14 protein-coding genes are annotated in these 15,607 nt (G+C 73.1%); 6 read left to right on the forward strand and 8 right to left on the reverse strand.

Annotation, left to right across the window (positions count from 1 at the left end):
- The first annotated feature begins 10 nt into the window (after nt 1-10).
- The 5 genes from WMF11_RS48770 to WMF11_RS48790 all read left to right on the forward strand — a co-directional run bounded on the left by WMF11_RS48770 (nt 11) and on the right by WMF11_RS48790 (nt 6,627).
- On the forward strand, nt 11-1,558 hold the full coding sequence (locus WMF11_RS48770) for a serine/threonine-protein kinase (protein WP_437905853.1): 1,548 nt from the start codon (nt 11-13) through the stop codon (nt 1,556-1,558).
- 226 nt (nt 1,559-1,784) lie between these two features.
- Nucleotides 1,785-2,531: a cyclase family protein gene (locus tag WMF11_RS48775; protein ID WP_437975634.1), complete on the forward strand. Its 747-nt coding sequence runs from the start codon at nt 1,785-1,787 to the stop codon at nt 2,529-2,531.
- 328 nt (nt 2,532-2,859) lie between these two features.
- The gene (locus tag WMF11_RS48780; RefSeq protein ID WP_437975635.1) at nt 2,860-4,428 is read left to right on the forward strand and encodes a serine/threonine-protein kinase; all 1,569 of its coding nucleotides are present in this window, start codon (nt 2,860-2,862) and stop codon (nt 4,426-4,428) included.
- A 31-nt stretch (nt 4,429-4,459) separates the two neighbouring features.
- On the forward strand, nt 4,460-5,602 hold the full coding sequence (locus WMF11_RS48785) for a tetratricopeptide repeat protein (RefSeq protein WP_437975636.1): 1,143 nt from the start codon (nt 4,460-4,462) through the stop codon (nt 5,600-5,602).
- A 26-nt stretch (nt 5,603-5,628) separates the two neighbouring features.
- Nucleotides 5,629-6,627, forward strand: a complete 999-nt coding sequence (locus WMF11_RS48790; protein ID WP_437975637.1) for a hypothetical protein — start codon at nt 5,629-5,631, stop codon at nt 6,625-6,627.
- 1 nt (nt 6,628) lies between these two features.
- Here the strand turns inward: WMF11_RS48790 and WMF11_RS48795 are convergent, their stop codons facing one another.
- The 3 genes from WMF11_RS48795 to WMF11_RS48805 all read right to left on the reverse strand — a co-directional run bounded on the left by WMF11_RS48795 (nt 6,629) and on the right by WMF11_RS48805 (nt 10,726).
- Nucleotides 6,629-8,008, reverse strand: coding sequence for a PAS domain-containing protein (locus WMF11_RS48795; protein WP_437975638.1), 1,380 nt, complete (start codon nt 8,006-8,008; stop codon nt 6,629-6,631).
- A gap of 411 nt (nt 8,009-8,419) precedes the next feature.
- Nucleotides 8,420-9,271 carry a hypothetical protein gene (locus WMF11_RS48800; protein WP_437905859.1) on the reverse strand — a complete coding sequence of 284 codons (852 nt, stop codon included), beginning with the start codon at nt 9,269-9,271 and terminating at the stop codon, nt 8,420-8,422.
- A 438-nt stretch (nt 9,272-9,709) separates the two neighbouring features.
- Nucleotides 9,710-10,726: a DUF4349 domain-containing protein gene (locus tag WMF11_RS48805; protein ID WP_437975639.1), complete on the reverse strand. Its 1,017-nt coding sequence runs from the start codon at nt 10,724-10,726 to the stop codon at nt 9,710-9,712.
- A gap of 124 nt (nt 10,727-10,850) precedes the next feature.
- Here WMF11_RS48805 and WMF11_RS48810 point away from each other — a divergent pair, with 124 nt between their 5' ends.
- Nucleotides 10,851-11,774 (forward strand): NAD(P)/FAD-dependent oxidoreductase, encoded by a 924-nt coding sequence (locus WMF11_RS48810; protein ID WP_437905861.1) that lies wholly within the window; start codon nt 10,851-10,853, stop codon nt 11,772-11,774.
- Between the two features lie 40 nt (nt 11,775-11,814).
- On the opposite strand, the gene WMF11_RS48815 is transcribed toward WMF11_RS48810, so the two are convergent.
- From WMF11_RS48815 to WMF11_RS48835, 5 genes are all read right to left on the reverse strand, one after another.
- Nucleotides 11,815-12,276: a hypothetical protein gene (locus WMF11_RS48815; protein WP_437905863.1), complete on the reverse strand. Its 462-nt coding sequence runs from the start codon at nt 12,274-12,276 to the stop codon at nt 11,815-11,817.
- Nucleotides 12,273-12,707: a hypothetical protein gene (locus WMF11_RS48820; protein WP_437975640.1), complete on the reverse strand. Its 435-nt coding sequence runs from the start codon at nt 12,705-12,707 to the stop codon at nt 12,273-12,275. Before WMF11_RS48820 ends, WMF11_RS48815 begins: the two co-directional genes overlap by 4 nt.
- On the reverse strand, nt 12,700-13,275 hold the full coding sequence (locus WMF11_RS48825; RefSeq protein ID WP_437547641.1) for an RNA polymerase sigma factor: 576 nt from the start codon (nt 13,273-13,275) through the stop codon (nt 12,700-12,702). The genes WMF11_RS48820 and WMF11_RS48825 overlap by 8 nt, the downstream gene beginning before the upstream one ends.
- Before the next feature lie 29 nt (nt 13,276-13,304).
- Entirely contained in the window at nt 13,305-14,450 is a 1,146-nt protein-coding gene (locus tag WMF11_RS48830; RefSeq protein WP_437975641.1) for a Spy/CpxP family protein refolding chaperone, read from the reverse strand.
- Between the two features lie 170 nt (nt 14,451-14,620).
- Nucleotides 14,621-15,124: a GreA/GreB family elongation factor gene (locus WMF11_RS48835; protein ID WP_437555635.1), complete on the reverse strand. Its 504-nt coding sequence runs from the start codon at nt 15,122-15,124 to the stop codon at nt 14,621-14,623.
- Nucleotides 15,125-15,607 lie beyond the last annotated feature (483 nt).

Genomic DNA, 15,607 nt, shown 5'->3' on the forward strand with positions numbered 1-15,607 from the left:
TGTCCGGCGCATGGCACGAACCACGGAAGACGACACGCTCCCCAGCTCACATACCCCTTCCGCGCTGGCGATGGCGGCCGTGGCTCATCAGCCGAGCGCCCTCGACGACGCCACACTTCGGATACGGGAGGCCGAGGCCACGCGCACGCAGGAGGACCCGTCGCCCGATCCGCTGCTCCGCACCCTGCCGCGGGGGGCTCGCGTCGGCGACTACATCCTCGATCGCCCCCTCGCCCGGGGTGGCTTCAGCTTCGTCTATCGCGCCACGCACGCCGAGCGCGGCACCGCCGCGGCGCTCAAGGTCCTTCACGCCGACCTCGCCTCGGATCTCGATGCGGTCGTCCGCTTCGCGCGGGAGATCGAGGCGATACAGCGTCTGAATCATCCGAATGTGGTCGCGATCCTCGATCACGGGCGGCTCAGCAGCCGTGGTGCCCCCTACTATGTCATGGAGCTGCTCGAGGGCTGTAGTCTCGACGAGCACCTCCGCGCCCGCGGACGCCTGTCCGCCACGGACGTGCTCGCGCTCCTGGAGCCGCTTTGCAGCGCGCTCGACGCGGCGCACCGCTGGGGGATCGTGCACCGGGATATCAAGGCATCGAACGTCTTTCTCGCCGAGCAGGGCGGGCGGCGGAGGGTGGTGCTGCTCGACTTCGGCGTGGCCAAGCTGCTCGATGCGCCGGAGCCTGCGCTCACGTCGTCGCGGCACATCGTCGGGACCCCGACGTGCATCAGCCCGGAGCAGATCCTCGGCGAGTCGATCGACTCCCGCGCTGACGTCTACGCGCTCGGGGTGCTGACGTACCGGATGCTCGTCGGCGAGCCGCCCTTCGTCGAGCGCTCCTATCCGATGCTGCGCCAGCTGCACCTCTACGTGGACCCGCCGCGCCCGAGCACCCGGGCGCGCGTCCATCCCGCATTGGATGAGGTGATCCTCCGTGCGATGAGCAAGGATCGCAGGGAGCGCCCCCCGACGATCACGGCCTTTCTGGGCGAGCTGAGGGCCACGGTGGAGGCGAGCGGCGGGACAGGCGCGCTGTCTTCTGCCGCGCGCGAGCGGCAGGCGCTCGCGCTCTACGCCGAAGTGCACGTCGAGCCGAGCGCCCTCGAGGAGCCGGAGGATGGATTGCTCGCCGATCTCGAGGTCATCCTCCCCTTCATCGCCGCCGAGCTCGTCAGCGCCGGTCTCACGACCATGGTGCAGACCGGCAGCAGCATGCTTTTCACGGTGGATCGTCCCGACGACCCGGCCGGGGACAGGGAGGCGCGCCGCCAGGTGGTGCGCACGGCGCTCGCGATCTACCAGCGGCTCGAGGCCCGCTCCGGGCGCGATCCCAGGGTCGATGTGCGCCTGTGCCTCCACGCGGGAGAGCTCACGGATACCGGCAAAGGCTCGCCCGCAGCCGGCAAGCTGCTGGAGGTCGCGGCGTGGGTGCCAGACCAAGCCGGAGAGGGCGTCTTCGCTTCACCCGAGCTCCTGTCCGATCTGGAGATCGCAACGGCAGGAGAAGAGGGCGCGCTCCGCCGGATCACAGCGCCACGGACACGACAGGGCTGATCACCCGCCCCTCATGCCCAGTGCGCCAGGACGGGCATCCTCGCCGGCTCGTCGTCCGGGACGCTGCTCGCGGCGGCCCTGCGCTATTGCCGCGAGCAGTCGTCGCCGAAGCGCGTCTGCATGCCCGCTCGGTCGTCGCGTCGGGCGGGCGCGGCGCTCGCGGCGCGGCGCGACCGCCCGTCGACGTGCCTTGTGCGGGCAGCGGGCTCGTGGTGAGCTGTGCGCCATGCAGGAGGCGCACGGAGCTTGGGTGATCGACCTCGCCACGGCGCGGGTGGTCGATCTGACGCACCCGATCACCCCGGAAATGCCGCTGTTTCCCGGCGACGAGCCCTATGCGTCGGAGGCGCTCAGCACCCTCGAGAAGGACGCGTATTGCTCCAATCGTTTCTCGATGGACGAGCACGCCGGCACCCACGTGGACGCGCCGGCGCACTTCACGGCCGGCACAGCGACCGTCGAGCAGATCCCGCCGGAGCAGCTCGTCGGGGCGGCGGCGGTCGTGGACGTGACGGCGGCCGTGGCGGCGAACCCGGACCACCGGGTCACGGTGGATGATCTCCGCAGCTGGGAGGCGCGGCACGGGGCCCTCGGCGCGAGGCATATCGTGCTGATCCGGACGGGCTGGGGGGCTCGCTGGTCCGATCCGGCGAGGTACCTGAACCAGGACCCCCAGGGCGTCATGCATTTCCCCGGGGTTTCCGTGGAGGCGAGCCGCTACCTGCGCGAGCGCGGCGTGCGCTGCATCGGTATCGATACGCTGTCGACCGACCCGGGGCAGAGCGAGACATTCGAGCAGCACAGGGCCTTCCTTGGCGCCGGCGGCTACCACATCGAGAACCTCGCCAACCTGGATCAGCTGCCCGAGGCCGGGGCGGTCGTTGTGGTCGCGCCGCTCCCGCTCGCGCGCGGCAGCGGCGCGCCGGCCCGGGTGCTGGCGCTGGTGCCGGCCTCCGGCGGCCCGGCGAGCTAGCGCGGCGCACATCGCCGGGCAGGCTCGGGCGGCGGCCGCGGCGTTGCGCATTGCAGCGCGTCAGCACCCCTGGCTGCTCTCTGACCTGCCGCACGCGTCGCCTCACCTTTCGCCCAGGGGACGGATCGGCGCAGGCACGCCTGGGGCGCAGCGCGCGCCGTCCTGGCCCCGTCGCCCTGCTCCGGCGCCGTGTCGCCTGTTTGCATACCGCCCCCCGCGACGGTCGTACGAGGTGCTGCTCCCCGCGCCGGAGCGACCACACGGAGCTTCGCGTCCTGCCCGGGATTCGGTATCCTCTCGACTCCCCCCTCGGGAGGTGACCGGGCGTATGAAGTTCGAGAAAGACGTCCTTCTGGCCGGCAAGTTCCGCCTGGAGCGAGAGCTATCGCACGGCGGGATGGGCTCGATCTGGGTGGCGCAGCACGTACAGCTCGGCACGCTCGTCGCGATCAAGTTCATGCGCGACTCGTTTTCGCGGCTGCCGGTGCTCCGGGCGCGCTTCGAGCGGGAGGCGCGCGCCGCCGCGCAGCTCAAGAGCCCCCATATCGTGCAGGTCCACGATTTCGGCTTCGAGGAGGACGACGAGGTGCCCTACCTCGTCATGGAGCTCCTGCAAGGCGAGGATCTCAGCAAGCGCCTCCAGCGGTGCGGCCGCCTCTCGCTCCCGGAGACGCTGCACATCATCGTCCAGGCCGGGAAGGCGCTCCGCAGCGTCCATGAAGCGGGGTTCGTGCACCGCGACCTCAAGCCCGCCAACTTCTTCCTGGCGCGCGTCGACGGCGAGGACGGCGAGATCGTGAAGCTGCTCGACTTCGGGATCGCGAAGGACGTCTCGGCGGTGCTCGCGACCGATATCTCGGCCACGGGCGAGGTGATGGGCTCGCCCAACTACATGAGCCCGGAGCAGTTCTATGGCGAGCGGGACGTGGACGCGCGCAGCGATCTCTGGTCGCTCGGGGTCATCCTGTTCAAGATGCTCACGGGGCAGCTGCCGTTCCCGGGCGACGCGATCGGGCGCGTGGTCACGAAGGTGATCCTCGGCACGGTGCCGTCGGCGCGCGCGCTCGCCCCCGATCTGCCGAGCGGCATCGACGCGTTCTTCGAGCGGGCGCTGGCGCGCGATCGGGACAAGCGGTTCCAGAACGTGCGCGACATGGTGAACGAGCTCGCGCGCGTCGCGGGCGCGCCGCCGTTCTTCTCGCTCGTGGGGGACACCTCGCTGGGCGCCGGGTGGTCGTCGCTGGTCTCCGGCGGCGTGTCCGGGCTCGCCGACCCCGGCACGCCGCCGGTGGCGCAGCTGACGACGATGCCCATCCAGCGGCGCTCGGACCCGAACGATGTCCGCGCCTCGACGCCGAACCCGCACTCGCTGCCGGGCACCTTGACCGGCGCGATCAACCTGTCGGCGCCGCACGCGGCGCGCGGCGCCATCGCGCGGGTCGCGGGGCGCGTCGCCATCGGGGCGACGATCGTCGCCGTGGGGGGCGGCCTGTTCATCGCCACGCTCAAGGGCGCATCGACCGGCGGCGACCCGACCGCGGCCCAGGTGTCCGCGGCCGCCGCGGCGCCCGCGCTCGCCGCGCCGTCGAGCGGCGCGCCGGCCGGGCCCGCCGCGGTCCCCGCCATCGCGAGCGCTCCCGAGGCGCGCGCCGCGGCGACCCCCGCGGTGGTACCGGCCCCGCCGCCGCTCGAGCCGGGCGCGGGCGCGCCGGGCGCCGCCTCCCTGGCGCCGGCACAGGCATCCGCCGTCCCCTCCGCGGCGGCGGCGCGGAGCGCCGCGCCCGCGCGCCCCGCGTCTCCGGCCACCGCTCGGACCACGTCGACGGCGGCGCCGCGCAAGGCGGCGCCGGCTCCTCGCAAGAAGTCCGGCGGGAGCAGGCCGGACTGGGGGCTCTAGCCGGGTGGCTCCGCGTCCCCAGAGAGCAAGAATGCGCTTCCGAGCGGCGGTGATGGGTACGTTCCTCCTTGTCACGTTCGCCGGCGCGGAGGCGTCCGCGCAGGCGCCGCCCCCGTCGGCGAAGGCGCGGCAGGCGGCCGTCGCGTACGCCAACCAGGGGTGGACGGCCTACCGAGCACGCCGGTACCGGGACGCGCTCCAGGCCTTCCGCCGAGCCGAGGCCACGGTGCATGCGCCGACCTTCCTGATCATGGTCGCGCGCTCCTGCCACAAGCTCGGCCGCCTGACCGAGGCGCGCTCGGTCTACCAGGTCATCGTCGACGAGCAGCTCCCGGCCGACGCCTCGCAGGCGTTCCGGCAGGCGCAGGCCGAGGCGAGGACGGAGCTCGAGGCCCTCTCGTCGCGCATCCCGACCGTGGAGATCACCGTGACGGGCGCGGGCTCGGGGGGCGCCCAGGTGGCGCTCGGCGGGCTGGACGTGCCGCCGTCGACGCCCGTCGCGCGCGATCCGGGCAGCCACACGCTCGCCGTGGGGGCGCCTGGACGACGCGGGCTGACGAAGGAGATCGTCCTCAAGGAGGGCATGAGGGCCAAGGTCGAGGTCGATCTCGCGGCTGGTAAGGTGCGGATCGAGAGCGACAGGACCGGGCGCGGCGCGGGCGGCGAGCCGCAGCCGCTCGGCCCCGGGCAGGTCGCGGCCGACGGCAGCGCCCAGGAGGGCGGCGGGCCGCTGGGGCCTGGGCAGGGTGCGGCCGACGGCAGCGCCCAGGAGGGCGGTGACGCGGGCGACGCGGCGGATGCACGCCCGCGCCCGCGCAGCCCCGCGGTCGTGTTCACGGGGCTCGCCGCGACCGCCGCGGGGACGGGGCTCGGGGTCGCGTTCGTGCTGCTCTCGAACGGGAAGGCGAGCGCGCAGCAGCGCCTCCTGGAGCCGGCCTGCACCGACCCTGCGCGCTGCCCCGGGCTCGACCTGCGCGCGTACAACGACCTGGGGCACGCCAAGGCAGACCTCGCGAACGCGGCGGTCTGGAGCTTCCTTGCCGCGGGCGCGGCGGGGCTCGGCACGGCGGCGTACGTCCTCCTGACAGGGCAGCCCGACGCGCGGGACGCGACGGCGACCGGCCTGTCGGTGATCCCCATGCCGGGCGGGCTCGGGCTCAGCAAGCGCTGGTGAGGTTTCCGAAGAGAGGGATCGTCCCGATGGTGCGCATCGTATCTTGGACGTGGATGGGCCGGGCGCTCTCGACGATCGTCCCGCTGGTCGCGCTCACCGGGGGGAGCTGCGTCTTTTACAGCTACGAGGATGTCGTGCCCGGCACGGGCGGCGCAGGCGGAACGAGCGGCAGCGCCGGCGGGACCGTGGAGCCTTGTGAAGGGGGTGGCGGCTGCGGCGGGGCGCCCCCGGAGGGCTGCGATGGGCCGGGGAGCCATATCTCGACTTGCCTTGTCGATGATGGCTTGCTCGCGCGGTACTTCCTCGACGCGTACGGCACGGATGGCAAGCTCGTCGACTCGGGACCAGCGCCGGGGCTCTCGCTCGACGTGGTGTCGGACGGAGAGAGGCTCAACCTGGAAGGCGAGGCGGGGCGCAGGGGCATCCGCTGGAACAACCTCGGCGGCAACGCGCGCGTGGAGGCCGTGTTTTCTTCGACCGCCACGCCCCCGAGCAAGCTCCTCGTCTCGAAGGCGGCGCTCACGCTCGAGACCGTGGTGAGCGTGACGGCCGCGGCGGTCGAGGGCGTGCCGGCTCGCATCCTGTACCTCGGGACCGATACCGGAGAGTTCGGGAAGTACTCGCTGAGCGCGGGCGACCCCGACGGGATGGGCAACCGAGAGCTGCTGTTCCACATCTACGCCAGCTCCCAGACGCTGCTCGTGGGGCAGTGGTTCATTCCCCTCGAGGAGCTGGAGCGGCCGTGCGTCCTGCACCTCGTGCTGAACGCCGCCGAGGGCGTCGTCGATCTCTACGTGAACGGCGACGCGCAAACGAACGCGATCCCGGATCGGCCGCCCGCCGACTTCGTCTTCACGTGGGCGGAGCCGACGTGGTATCTCGTGCTCGGAAACTCGCGGAAGGCCGGGCGCTCTCTCCGCGGCTCGATCCAGTATGCCGCGCTGTACGGCAAGCCATTGACCCGCGAGCAGGTGGAGACCAACGCCGCGACGCTGGCGAAGAGCGACGACGGCCCCGGGATGTGACCTAGTGCGCGCCGCGCCCGTTCCGGGTTCGCGCCGGCGCCCGCGCGCCCTCGCGTCCGGAGAGCGCATAGGTCACGCCGCGCTCCAGCGTCCCCCGCGTCACGATCCCCCCCAGATCGGCCCCCAGCTGCACGAGCGCCTGCGCCACGCTCGGCCGGATCCCGGTGAGCACCACCTCGGCCCCGAGCAGCCGCGCGCTCCGCGCCGCCCGGATCAGCGCGTCCGCCACCTCCGGCCCCGCCTGCGGCACCCCCGTCACGTCGAGGAGGGTGATCCGCGCGCGCTGGCGGGAGATCCCGTCCAGCAGCGTCTCGGTGAACTGCGCGCCCCGCTCGCGGGTCAGCTCGCCGACCAGGGGCGCCACCAGCACCCCGTCCGCGATGGGCAACAGCGGCGTTGAGATCGCCCGTATCGTCTCCTGCTGCACGCGCAGCATCTTCTCCTGCAGCTGCCGGGTCCTCGCCTCGGCCCGCACCCGCTCGGTGATGTCCACCGCGATCGCCCCGCATCCGGAGACCCTGCCCTCCTCGTCGCGGAGCGCGAACCTGGTGCTCATGTACACGTGCGTCCCGTCGGCCAGATCCATCTCGTCCTCGGAGGTGATGGGCTCGGACGACGCCATCGCCGCCCGGTCCTGCGTCGTGAACCGGTCGGCGATCTCCGCGGGGAACAGGTCGTGTTGCGTCTTCCCCATCAGCTCCTCGCGGGGCTTGCCGAGGAGCGCCTCGACCGGCGGGTTCAGCAGCGTGTGGCGGCCCTCGCTGTCCCGCGCGAACATGAGCATCGGCGCGTTCTGGATGAAGGCCTCCAGCAGCGCGGCGCCCCGGCGCCTCTGCGCCTCGGACTCCACGCGCGCGGTGACGTCGATGGTCACCACCGCCACGAAGCGGTTCCCGCTCGCGTCCTCGAATGCAACGTAGCTCGGCTCGGTCCAGAGCCGGCGCCTCTCCTTGTAAAGCTCGCCCGGCTCGGTGTCGTAGGGGACCGGGGGCAGCGTGACCACCTCCCCGGCGAGCGCTCGGCGGAAGGCCTCGGCGTGGCCCGTCTTCACCGCCTGCGGATCCTCCAGCGCGTTGTACTTGCCGATGATCTGCTCGGGCCTGATGCGCCACCGCGCGCAGTCGGCCCGGTTGATCGCGACGAGGAGCCCGTCCGCGCGGTGGACCACCAGCGGTACGGTCACCGCATCGAAGAGCGCGCGGTAAGGCACGCTGTCCGCGAGCTCGCGCTGCGCGTCGCGCGGCGCCGCGCCCGAGCCGAGCCTTCGCTCCAGCTCCTCCACGCGAGCCCGGAGCCGCGCGTTCTCTGCCTTGATTCGCTCGTCGCTCTGCCGGTCGATCTCCATCGTCCCCCCTGAGCCCTGCCTGATGTGCGATCTCACGCGCGGCCGCTCGCCGCCGAGGAGAGCGCGCTCAGCCCTCTGAGCCCTGCGCACCGCTCTCCGCCCGCGGCCGTCCGGGATACCTGCTGCGCTGAAATGGTGCACCATCAGGCCGGCCCCGTGAAGTACTGAATCGGCCGGGGATGGCTCGTTCTCGCGGGCTGGCGCGTCGACAGCGGTACTCCCACGCACGACCGACTCGCCCTCATCGCAGCCCCGCGCACCACCGACCGGAACCTGCCCTTCGTGCTCGTCGCCTCGTACATCGGAGCATCTCGGAGGCGCTATCGACACGGCGAAAGACACGTTCGATCCGGACGGACGCCGCTTCGTGTTTGCGTGGCTCCTGTTCCCGGAGAGCGTCCTGTCGACCAGGGGATAGGTCCCGCGGCTCGGGCTCGCCGCCGGTGGCTAGGGAAGAAAGACGGTGATCACACGGGTGGTCGACTCCGGGATGCCGGTGAGGTTGTTGACGCAGCTCGGGTAGTACATGCCGTTCGTGTTGAGCTGCTGGCAGTAGGCGGCGCACGACCCGCGGATGCTGAGCATCCCGCATTGCTGGACGGCCCCGCCGCTGGTGAGGTGACCGGCGGCGCAATCCCGCATCAGCGACCGTGCATGGCCGCGATTCGCCTCGTCGTAGCAGGCGTTCAGGTAAGGAGAGGGGGCAAACAGATTGCCCCAGAAGGCGCCTTCCAGATGCGTGTAGGTCGTGAGCTCGAGGGTACCGGTCTTGTCGATGGCCGAGGGAGTGCCCCGCGAGGAGATCGTCACGGAGACGCCGTACCAGTTCGTCCGCGACGCGAGGCACGCCGAGATCCACTGCTGGTCCATCAGGCCGAGCGGCTTGGTGCTCCAGTCCGGCACGAGGCCGATGATCCCCCAGTACTGCTCGTTGCGCACCGTGCCCGAGCCGTCGGTCCACGAGAAGCTGAACGACTGCGAGGGGAGGAACGCACAGCCGACCACATAGCTGAGGAGCTGGCGCGAGAGATCGCCGGCCGCGCCCGGATCCTGGATCGCGCTCAGGGCCGCCGGGCTCAATGCGTTGGGGTTGAGGGCGTTGGGGTTGAGGGCGTTGGGGTTGAGGGCGTTGGGGTTGAGGGCGTTGGGGTTGAGGGCGTTGGGGTTGAGGGCGTTGATGAACTCGAGCGCGCTAAGGGCAACTCCTACGGAGTCCTCCTCCTCTTCCTGAACTGCGACGCAGCCGACCAAAGACGCGACCAAAAGCGCTGCGAAAACAGCGATGCTGATCCGGTACATCGTCGTTCCCCCCCCCCGGGTTCGTCCCTTCGTGCCCTCGTCGAAGGTCACATGGGGTGTACCGATGACTAGCCATCATGTCCAGTACTCAACTGGCGATTTGTGTAGAATTCTGGAGTCGTTGGAGTCAGCGGTGCTCTGTCCACGGCGTGCCGGGCGAGCGCGAGGTCGCGTGTCGCGCGCCGTCTGAGACCCAGTAAGGAGCGGTGGATGATCGAAATCTCACATTGCATGAAGGCTCGACAGAAGGGCAGCGAGCGGCCTGTGTGTCGTTGCGATGTGCAGTGTGGCGACAGGAGCGTGCGCGGGGCCGGGGCCATGGCGCGAGGCACGCCGCTGACGAGCGCGCCGCCGAGCGCCCCGGCAGGCGCTGTCAGGGGGTCTCGTGCGCGGGGGCCGAGCGGGCGGTGATCGATCTGCTCGGGTCAGCCAGCAGGCTCACCCGGGGTCGATCTCGCCGTCGCCGCGCGGGCCCTGCGCCGGAGGCGGCGAGGTCGGTTCCGGGGAAGGCTGCGTGCCCTGCGCCGGCGGCGCGGTGATCGGGGAAGGCTGCGCACCCTGCACCGGCGCCGCGCCGGTCGGGTAAGCGTGCATCGGGCCCGCCTGGAAGGGTGGACGGAAGCTGGCTGTCGTGCGCCGCTGCCGCCGGAGGATCGCGCGAAGGGCGTAGGTGAGCGCCCCGAAGAGCGCCGCCAGGAGCAGCAACGTGGGGCCGATCGAGGCGGCGAGGACCGCGGTTTTCACGGCGACGACCCCCGCGTTCTCGATTCCCTCGCTGGCCGCGCGGGCGATCTTGCCGCCGGCGCCCAAGGTCTGCTCCTCGCCGCGCGCCGTGATCGACATCTTCACGGTCGCATAGGCGATCTGCCCCTCCAGCAACCGCTCCTGCGCCTCGATCTGCTCGATCGTCTCACGCACGCTCCCGAGCTGCTTCTCGACGGCGACAACGTCCGCGAGGCTCCCCGTCCTGTCGGAGAGCAGGTCGAGCAGCCGCTTCTCCTGGGCGCGGGCGTTCCGCAGCCGCGCGCCGATGTCCGCGCGCTGCTCGGTCACGTCCTCGGCCTTCTCCGCGTCGTCGACCACCTCGCCGACCGACGCCGCCACGGCGCGGAACGCGCCGACCTTCGCCGAGGGGACCCGCGCCTCGAGCGACGCGCTCCGGTGCGGGCCGCCGTGCACCCGGGCCTCGCTCACGTAGCCGCCGTGCTCCTCGACCGCGGTCCGCAGCCGCTGCATCGCGGGCTCGAAGGCGTCGACGAGGATCGCGGTCTCGACGGTGATCCGCATCGCCCGCCCGGCGAGCGGCGCCGACGCGGGTGAGGGCCCCGGCGCTCGCTGATCCAGCGCCGCGATCTGCGCGGGCGGGGCCGATCCGGAATGGTCCCCTCTGGCGCAGGCGCTCGTCAGCGTCACCGCCAGGAGCAGCACGGCAGGCAGCCTCATGCAGGAGCGCATGCGGTGACCATAGCGGTTCGAGCGAACGACCGCGAGCGGCGCCTGTGAGCCCACCTCGGGCGAGGACGCGGACACGCCGTGCGCGCCGGCGGCGGGCCCGCCCGTTGCGAGGCGGGCGCCGACCATGTCGACACGCGAAGAGGACACCCCGGGATACGACGCGATCATCGTCGGCGGAGGGCCGGCCGGCCTCAGCGCGGCGCTCATCCTGGGGCGCTGCCGGAGGCGCGTCCTCGTGTGCGACTCGGGGCGGTACCGCAACCACGCGGCGCGCGAGATGCACGGCTTCCTGTCGCGCGACGGGATCGCGCCGTCCGAGCTCCGGCGGATAGCGCGCGAGCAGCTGGCGCCGTACGGCGTCGAGATCCGCGAGGCCGCCGTCACCGACGTCCGCCGCGGAGCGAGGCGCTTCGAGGTGACGCTGGAAGGCGGCGAGCGCCTGCGCTGCCGCAAGCTGCTGCTCGCCACCGGGCTCGTCGATCGGCTGCCGGAGCTCCCGGGGCTCCCCGCGATGTACGGCAAGAGCGTGCACCACTGCCCCTACTGCGATGGATGGGAGGCGCGCGATCAGGCGATCGGCGTCTACGGACAGGGCAGCACCGGGGTCTCGCTCGCCGTGAACATGAAGACGTGGAGCGATGACGTCGTCCTGTTCACGGACGGCCCAGCGTCCCTGTCGCGATCGGACGCCGATCGGCTCGCGCGCCACCGGATCGGCGTGCGCGAGGAGCGCGTCGCCCGGCTCGAGGGCAGGGACGGGATGCTGGAGCGCGTGGTGCTCGAGGACGGCAGCGCGGTGGAGCGCCGCTCGCTCTTCCTCAAGGCGAAGCAGGAGCAGGGGGCGGATCTGGCCGGGCGGCTCCGCTGCACGGTCACGGAGGAGCGGGGCGTCGAGACGGTCGCCGAGCACGAGGAGACGACCCGCGATGGGGTCTTCGTCGCCGGGGACGCCTCGAAGGAGGTGCTGCTCGCCATCGTGGCCGCCGCGGAGGGAGCCGCCGCGGCGTTCGGGATCAACTGCGCGCTGCAAGAAGAGGAGCTCGCGTAGCGGGGCAGCGCGCCCTCGCCGGCGCTGCCAGGACAGGCGCTCAGTCGCCCCGACCGCCCGGCCCGCGCCCGCGGCCAGGCCCCGGCCCGAACGGCGGCGGGCCCGGGCGCCGCCGCCGCTCGGCCTCGAGCTCCTCGTAGCGGGTGAGCTGCTCGGGCGTGAGCACGCCCTTCACGCGCGCGTCGGTGCGATCGCGGAGGGCGTCGAGCGCGGGGCGGCACTCGGAGAGGAGCCTGTCCCGCTCGGCCTCGGCCTCGGCGAGCGTCGCCTTGAGCTCGCGCACCTGGCGGTCGGTGAGGTCGAGGTGGCGGCGCATCGCCTTGAGGCGGAACTGCGCGCGCGCCTCGGTCGGAGGGCCCCGGAAGGTGGCCTCGAGGTCGCGCAGCGCCGTGACGCGGCCGATGGCCGCGCCGGCGACGCCGCCGAAGAGGAAGACCGCGGCGAGCACGGCCAGCGGCTTCCAGCGGGCGAGGGGGGGCGGGGACGCGGGGCGCTCTGTCATTCGCTCGCCTCGAGGGCCTCCACGGAGGCCATGATCGCGCTGTCGACGTCGCGCTGCGCCTGCAGGAAGAAGAGGATGCTCGCGGCCGCCGCGAGGGCGGTGACGACGAGGGCAGGGCGACCCGAGCGGACGATGCCGTCGGCGATCGCGGGCCGCGCGGGCAGGGGCAGGAGCCGAGGAGCGGCCGTCGCGGCGCGGACCATGGCGTCGGTGAAGCCGGCGTCCGGCTCGAGGCCGTCGGTCGCGGCCGCGATGCGCGCGAGCGGATCGCTGGCCGCGCTGGCCGTGCTGGCCGTGCTGGCCGTGCTGGCCGTCGCAGCGCGCAGCACGGCCGCCGTGAAGCGGTCGTCGGCGTCGATGCGAGCGGTCGCGGCCGCGAGGCGCGCGAGGTCCCGATCGGGTCCGGTCCGGTCGTCGTCGCGGTCAGACATGCGGCGCCTCCTCCTCGATCTGCCGGGCGCGGAGCGCGGCGCGGGCGCGCACCAGGCGTTGCTCGACGGCGCCCTCGGAGCAGCCGAGCGCCGCCGCGGCCTCCTTCGCGGGCAGGCCCTCGACGGCGACGAGGACGAGCGCGGCGCGCTCCTGGGGCGGGAGCGCGGCGAGCAGCGCGTCGAGCTCGCGCAGCGCGACGCGCGCCTCGGCGGAGACGAGGCCGTCGAAGCGCGGCTCGGTCGACGCCTCGCGCGCCTCGCGCGGGGTGTCGCGGCGGCGCCGGAGGGCGTCGAGGCAGGCGTTCGTCACGATGCGGTACAGCCAGGTCTCCACCTTCGATCTCCCGTCGTAGCGCCCCTCGCGCAGGGCGCGGTAGGCGTCGACGAACGCCTCCTGCAGGGCGTCCTCGGCCTCGGCGAGGTCGCCGACCAGGCGCGCGGCCAGGCGGTACATCGGCGCGCGCGTGTGCTCGACGATCTGCCGGAAGGCCGCATCATCGCCCCTGGCGACGCGCGCTGCGACGAGCCTGAGGTCGACGATCACGTTCCCCCGCGATTCTGCGCCCATGGCACCGCGCGCGCTACAGGGACGGGCGCTCAGCGGCGCTCGGGGCCGCGCATGCCGGGCCCGGGGCCGTGCTCGCCGCCGGGTCCGCCGGGCCCGGGGCCGCGCATGCCGGGCCCGGGGCCGTGCTCGCGGCCGTGCCTGCCAGGCCCGTGGCCGTGCTCGCGGCCGTGCCTGCCCGCGGCCGGCCCCTTCTCGATGCGCTCGGCGAGGGCGTTGCGCTGCGCCTCGTCGAGGATCGGGACGATCGCGGCCAGCGCGCCGACCATGCGGTCCAGGTGCGCCCGCGGGCCCATCTTCTCGCCCGCCGGCGGCTGCGGCAGGAACGCGTTCGCGTCGAAGCGATCCGCGGCGAACGTCTCGAGCCGCGCGCGCATCTCGGCGCGCCTCGCCGCGTGATCTTCCTTCCGCCCGACCCGGTCGGCGTCGCCCGGGCGCGCGGCCTCGAGGGCCTTGTCGATCTGCGCGCGCTGCTCGTCGCGCAGGTCGAGGCCGGCGAGGAGGTGGCCCAGCGGACCGCCGCGCATGCCGGGGCCGCCCATGCCGCCGTGGTCGCCGCGCATGCCGGGGCCGCCCATGCCGCCGCGGTCGCCGCGCGGGCCGCGGTGGTGCTCGCCGCCCTGCTCGCCGCCGCGCGGGCCGCGCTCTGCTCGCTCGTCCATCTTCGCGGCGATCACATCGATGAGCTGCCGGCGCTGCTCCTTCGTGAGCGTGGCGTGCAGGGTGCTCAGCGCCCCGGCGACGCGCGCGCGGCGCTCCTCCGCCGCGCGGCCGGCGTCGGGGAGCTTCGCCTCGATCGCCGCCCGATCGATCTTGCCGGCGCGCACGCCCTCGGCGAGCGCCGCGAAGACGGCCCCGTCCTTCGGGCGCTCCTTCGCGCCGTCGCGCAGCCCCTCGAGGGCGCCCTCGATCGTCGCTTCCTGCGCGTCGGAGAGGTCGAGCTCGTGGAGCGCCGCGCGCAGGAGGTGCTCGGGGCCGCGCGGCCCGCCGCGATGGCCGCCGAAGCCCCCTCGGGGACCGCCCGCCCCGGGCGGGCCCTTGGCGAGCGCCGCCTCGGCGGCCTCGTCGCTCGGGGACGTGTTGCCCTGCCCCGTCTCCGCCGTGCAACCGGCCGCGCCGACGAGCGCGCCGACGAGCGGCAATATCCCACCAAGCCTCCACCAACGAGACTGCGTCATGGACTCTTCTCCTGCGTCGCCCGCGTCGTGCCGAGCGGGTCGTTCATCCCTGTGACGCGGGCGGGGAGGGGGGCCCTACGAGGACGAGCTACTTTTTCTGGAGGCCCGGTCGTCCGGCAAGCTCCGCAAGGAGCCGGGAGAGGCGAACGCGGGCTGGATCGGGCCCGGCCTTACCGCACGCTGGCGATCAGGTGGGTGCGCGTCCCCTGCGGTGTGGCGACCTCGGCCTCGTCGCCCTCCGACAGGCCCAGCAGGGACGCGCCGAGGGGGCTCGTCGTGGCGAGGGTCTGCAGCTCGACCCCCTGGAACTGGATGCGCTCGCCGCCCGCGGCCGGCAGGAGGAAGTAGAGCGCGCGCCGCTTTCCGCTCTCCAGCTCCACCAGCGCCGAGCTCTCGATGCCCGCGCCAGGGCCGAAGTCGCGCACCGTGACGGCGCCCAGCCTGGCGAGCGCCTGCTCGATCTGGAGCACGCGCTCGCTGTGACCTCGCGCCACGTAGGACGCCTCGGTGGCGCGCATGTCCTTGTCGCCCTCGGCGCGGTTCTCCTCGTGCGTCACGGCGCTCGCGGCGTCGCGCGCCCGCTCGGTGGAGCGCTCGAGCTCACGGGCGAGCTGGTCCTTCAGGGCCGCTAGCAAAGCGCGCTTGTCGATGGCCGGTGGCATGGACACGCACATCTTACCAGACGGGATCGCGGCGGTCACTCCACGGTCGTCGGGCGCCGCGCGGCGCTGAGGACGGCCGAGGGGCGCAGCCGTCCTCGGCGCCACGCGGCGCGCGTCCGTCTCCGCCGGTGCCGATGCAGATGATGAGGAGACGGGAGGCGGCCCGGCTCCTCCGGGAAGGCCGCGCGCCGCGCGCCCGCCCGCGGGCGGGCGGCGCCGAGCGCACACCTGCGCTGATTGCAACTCTGTAATAGATGCCTCTCGCACAGAGTCGCAGCTCATGGCGCCTTTTCGCGTCGAGATCTCCCCGCCCCTTGCAGATGTGCAATCCACGCGCGCCTCGCGCGGCGGACTGCCGACGCGCTTATCGTTCGTGTGAATCGAATGTTTCAACACGGTGACCTGGAAGCACGAAGACGCGCGAAGACGCGCGAAGACGCGCGAAGACGGCTGATGAAGCGCGATGACGCTCCGCGACGGCGAGCGGGAGAACCG

Origin of the sequence: Sorangium sp. So ce295, from assembly GCF_051527405.1 — a bacterium.
GTDB classification, from domain to species: Bacteria; Myxococcota_A; Polyangia; order Polyangiales; family Polyangiaceae; genus Sorangium; species Sorangium cellulosum_B.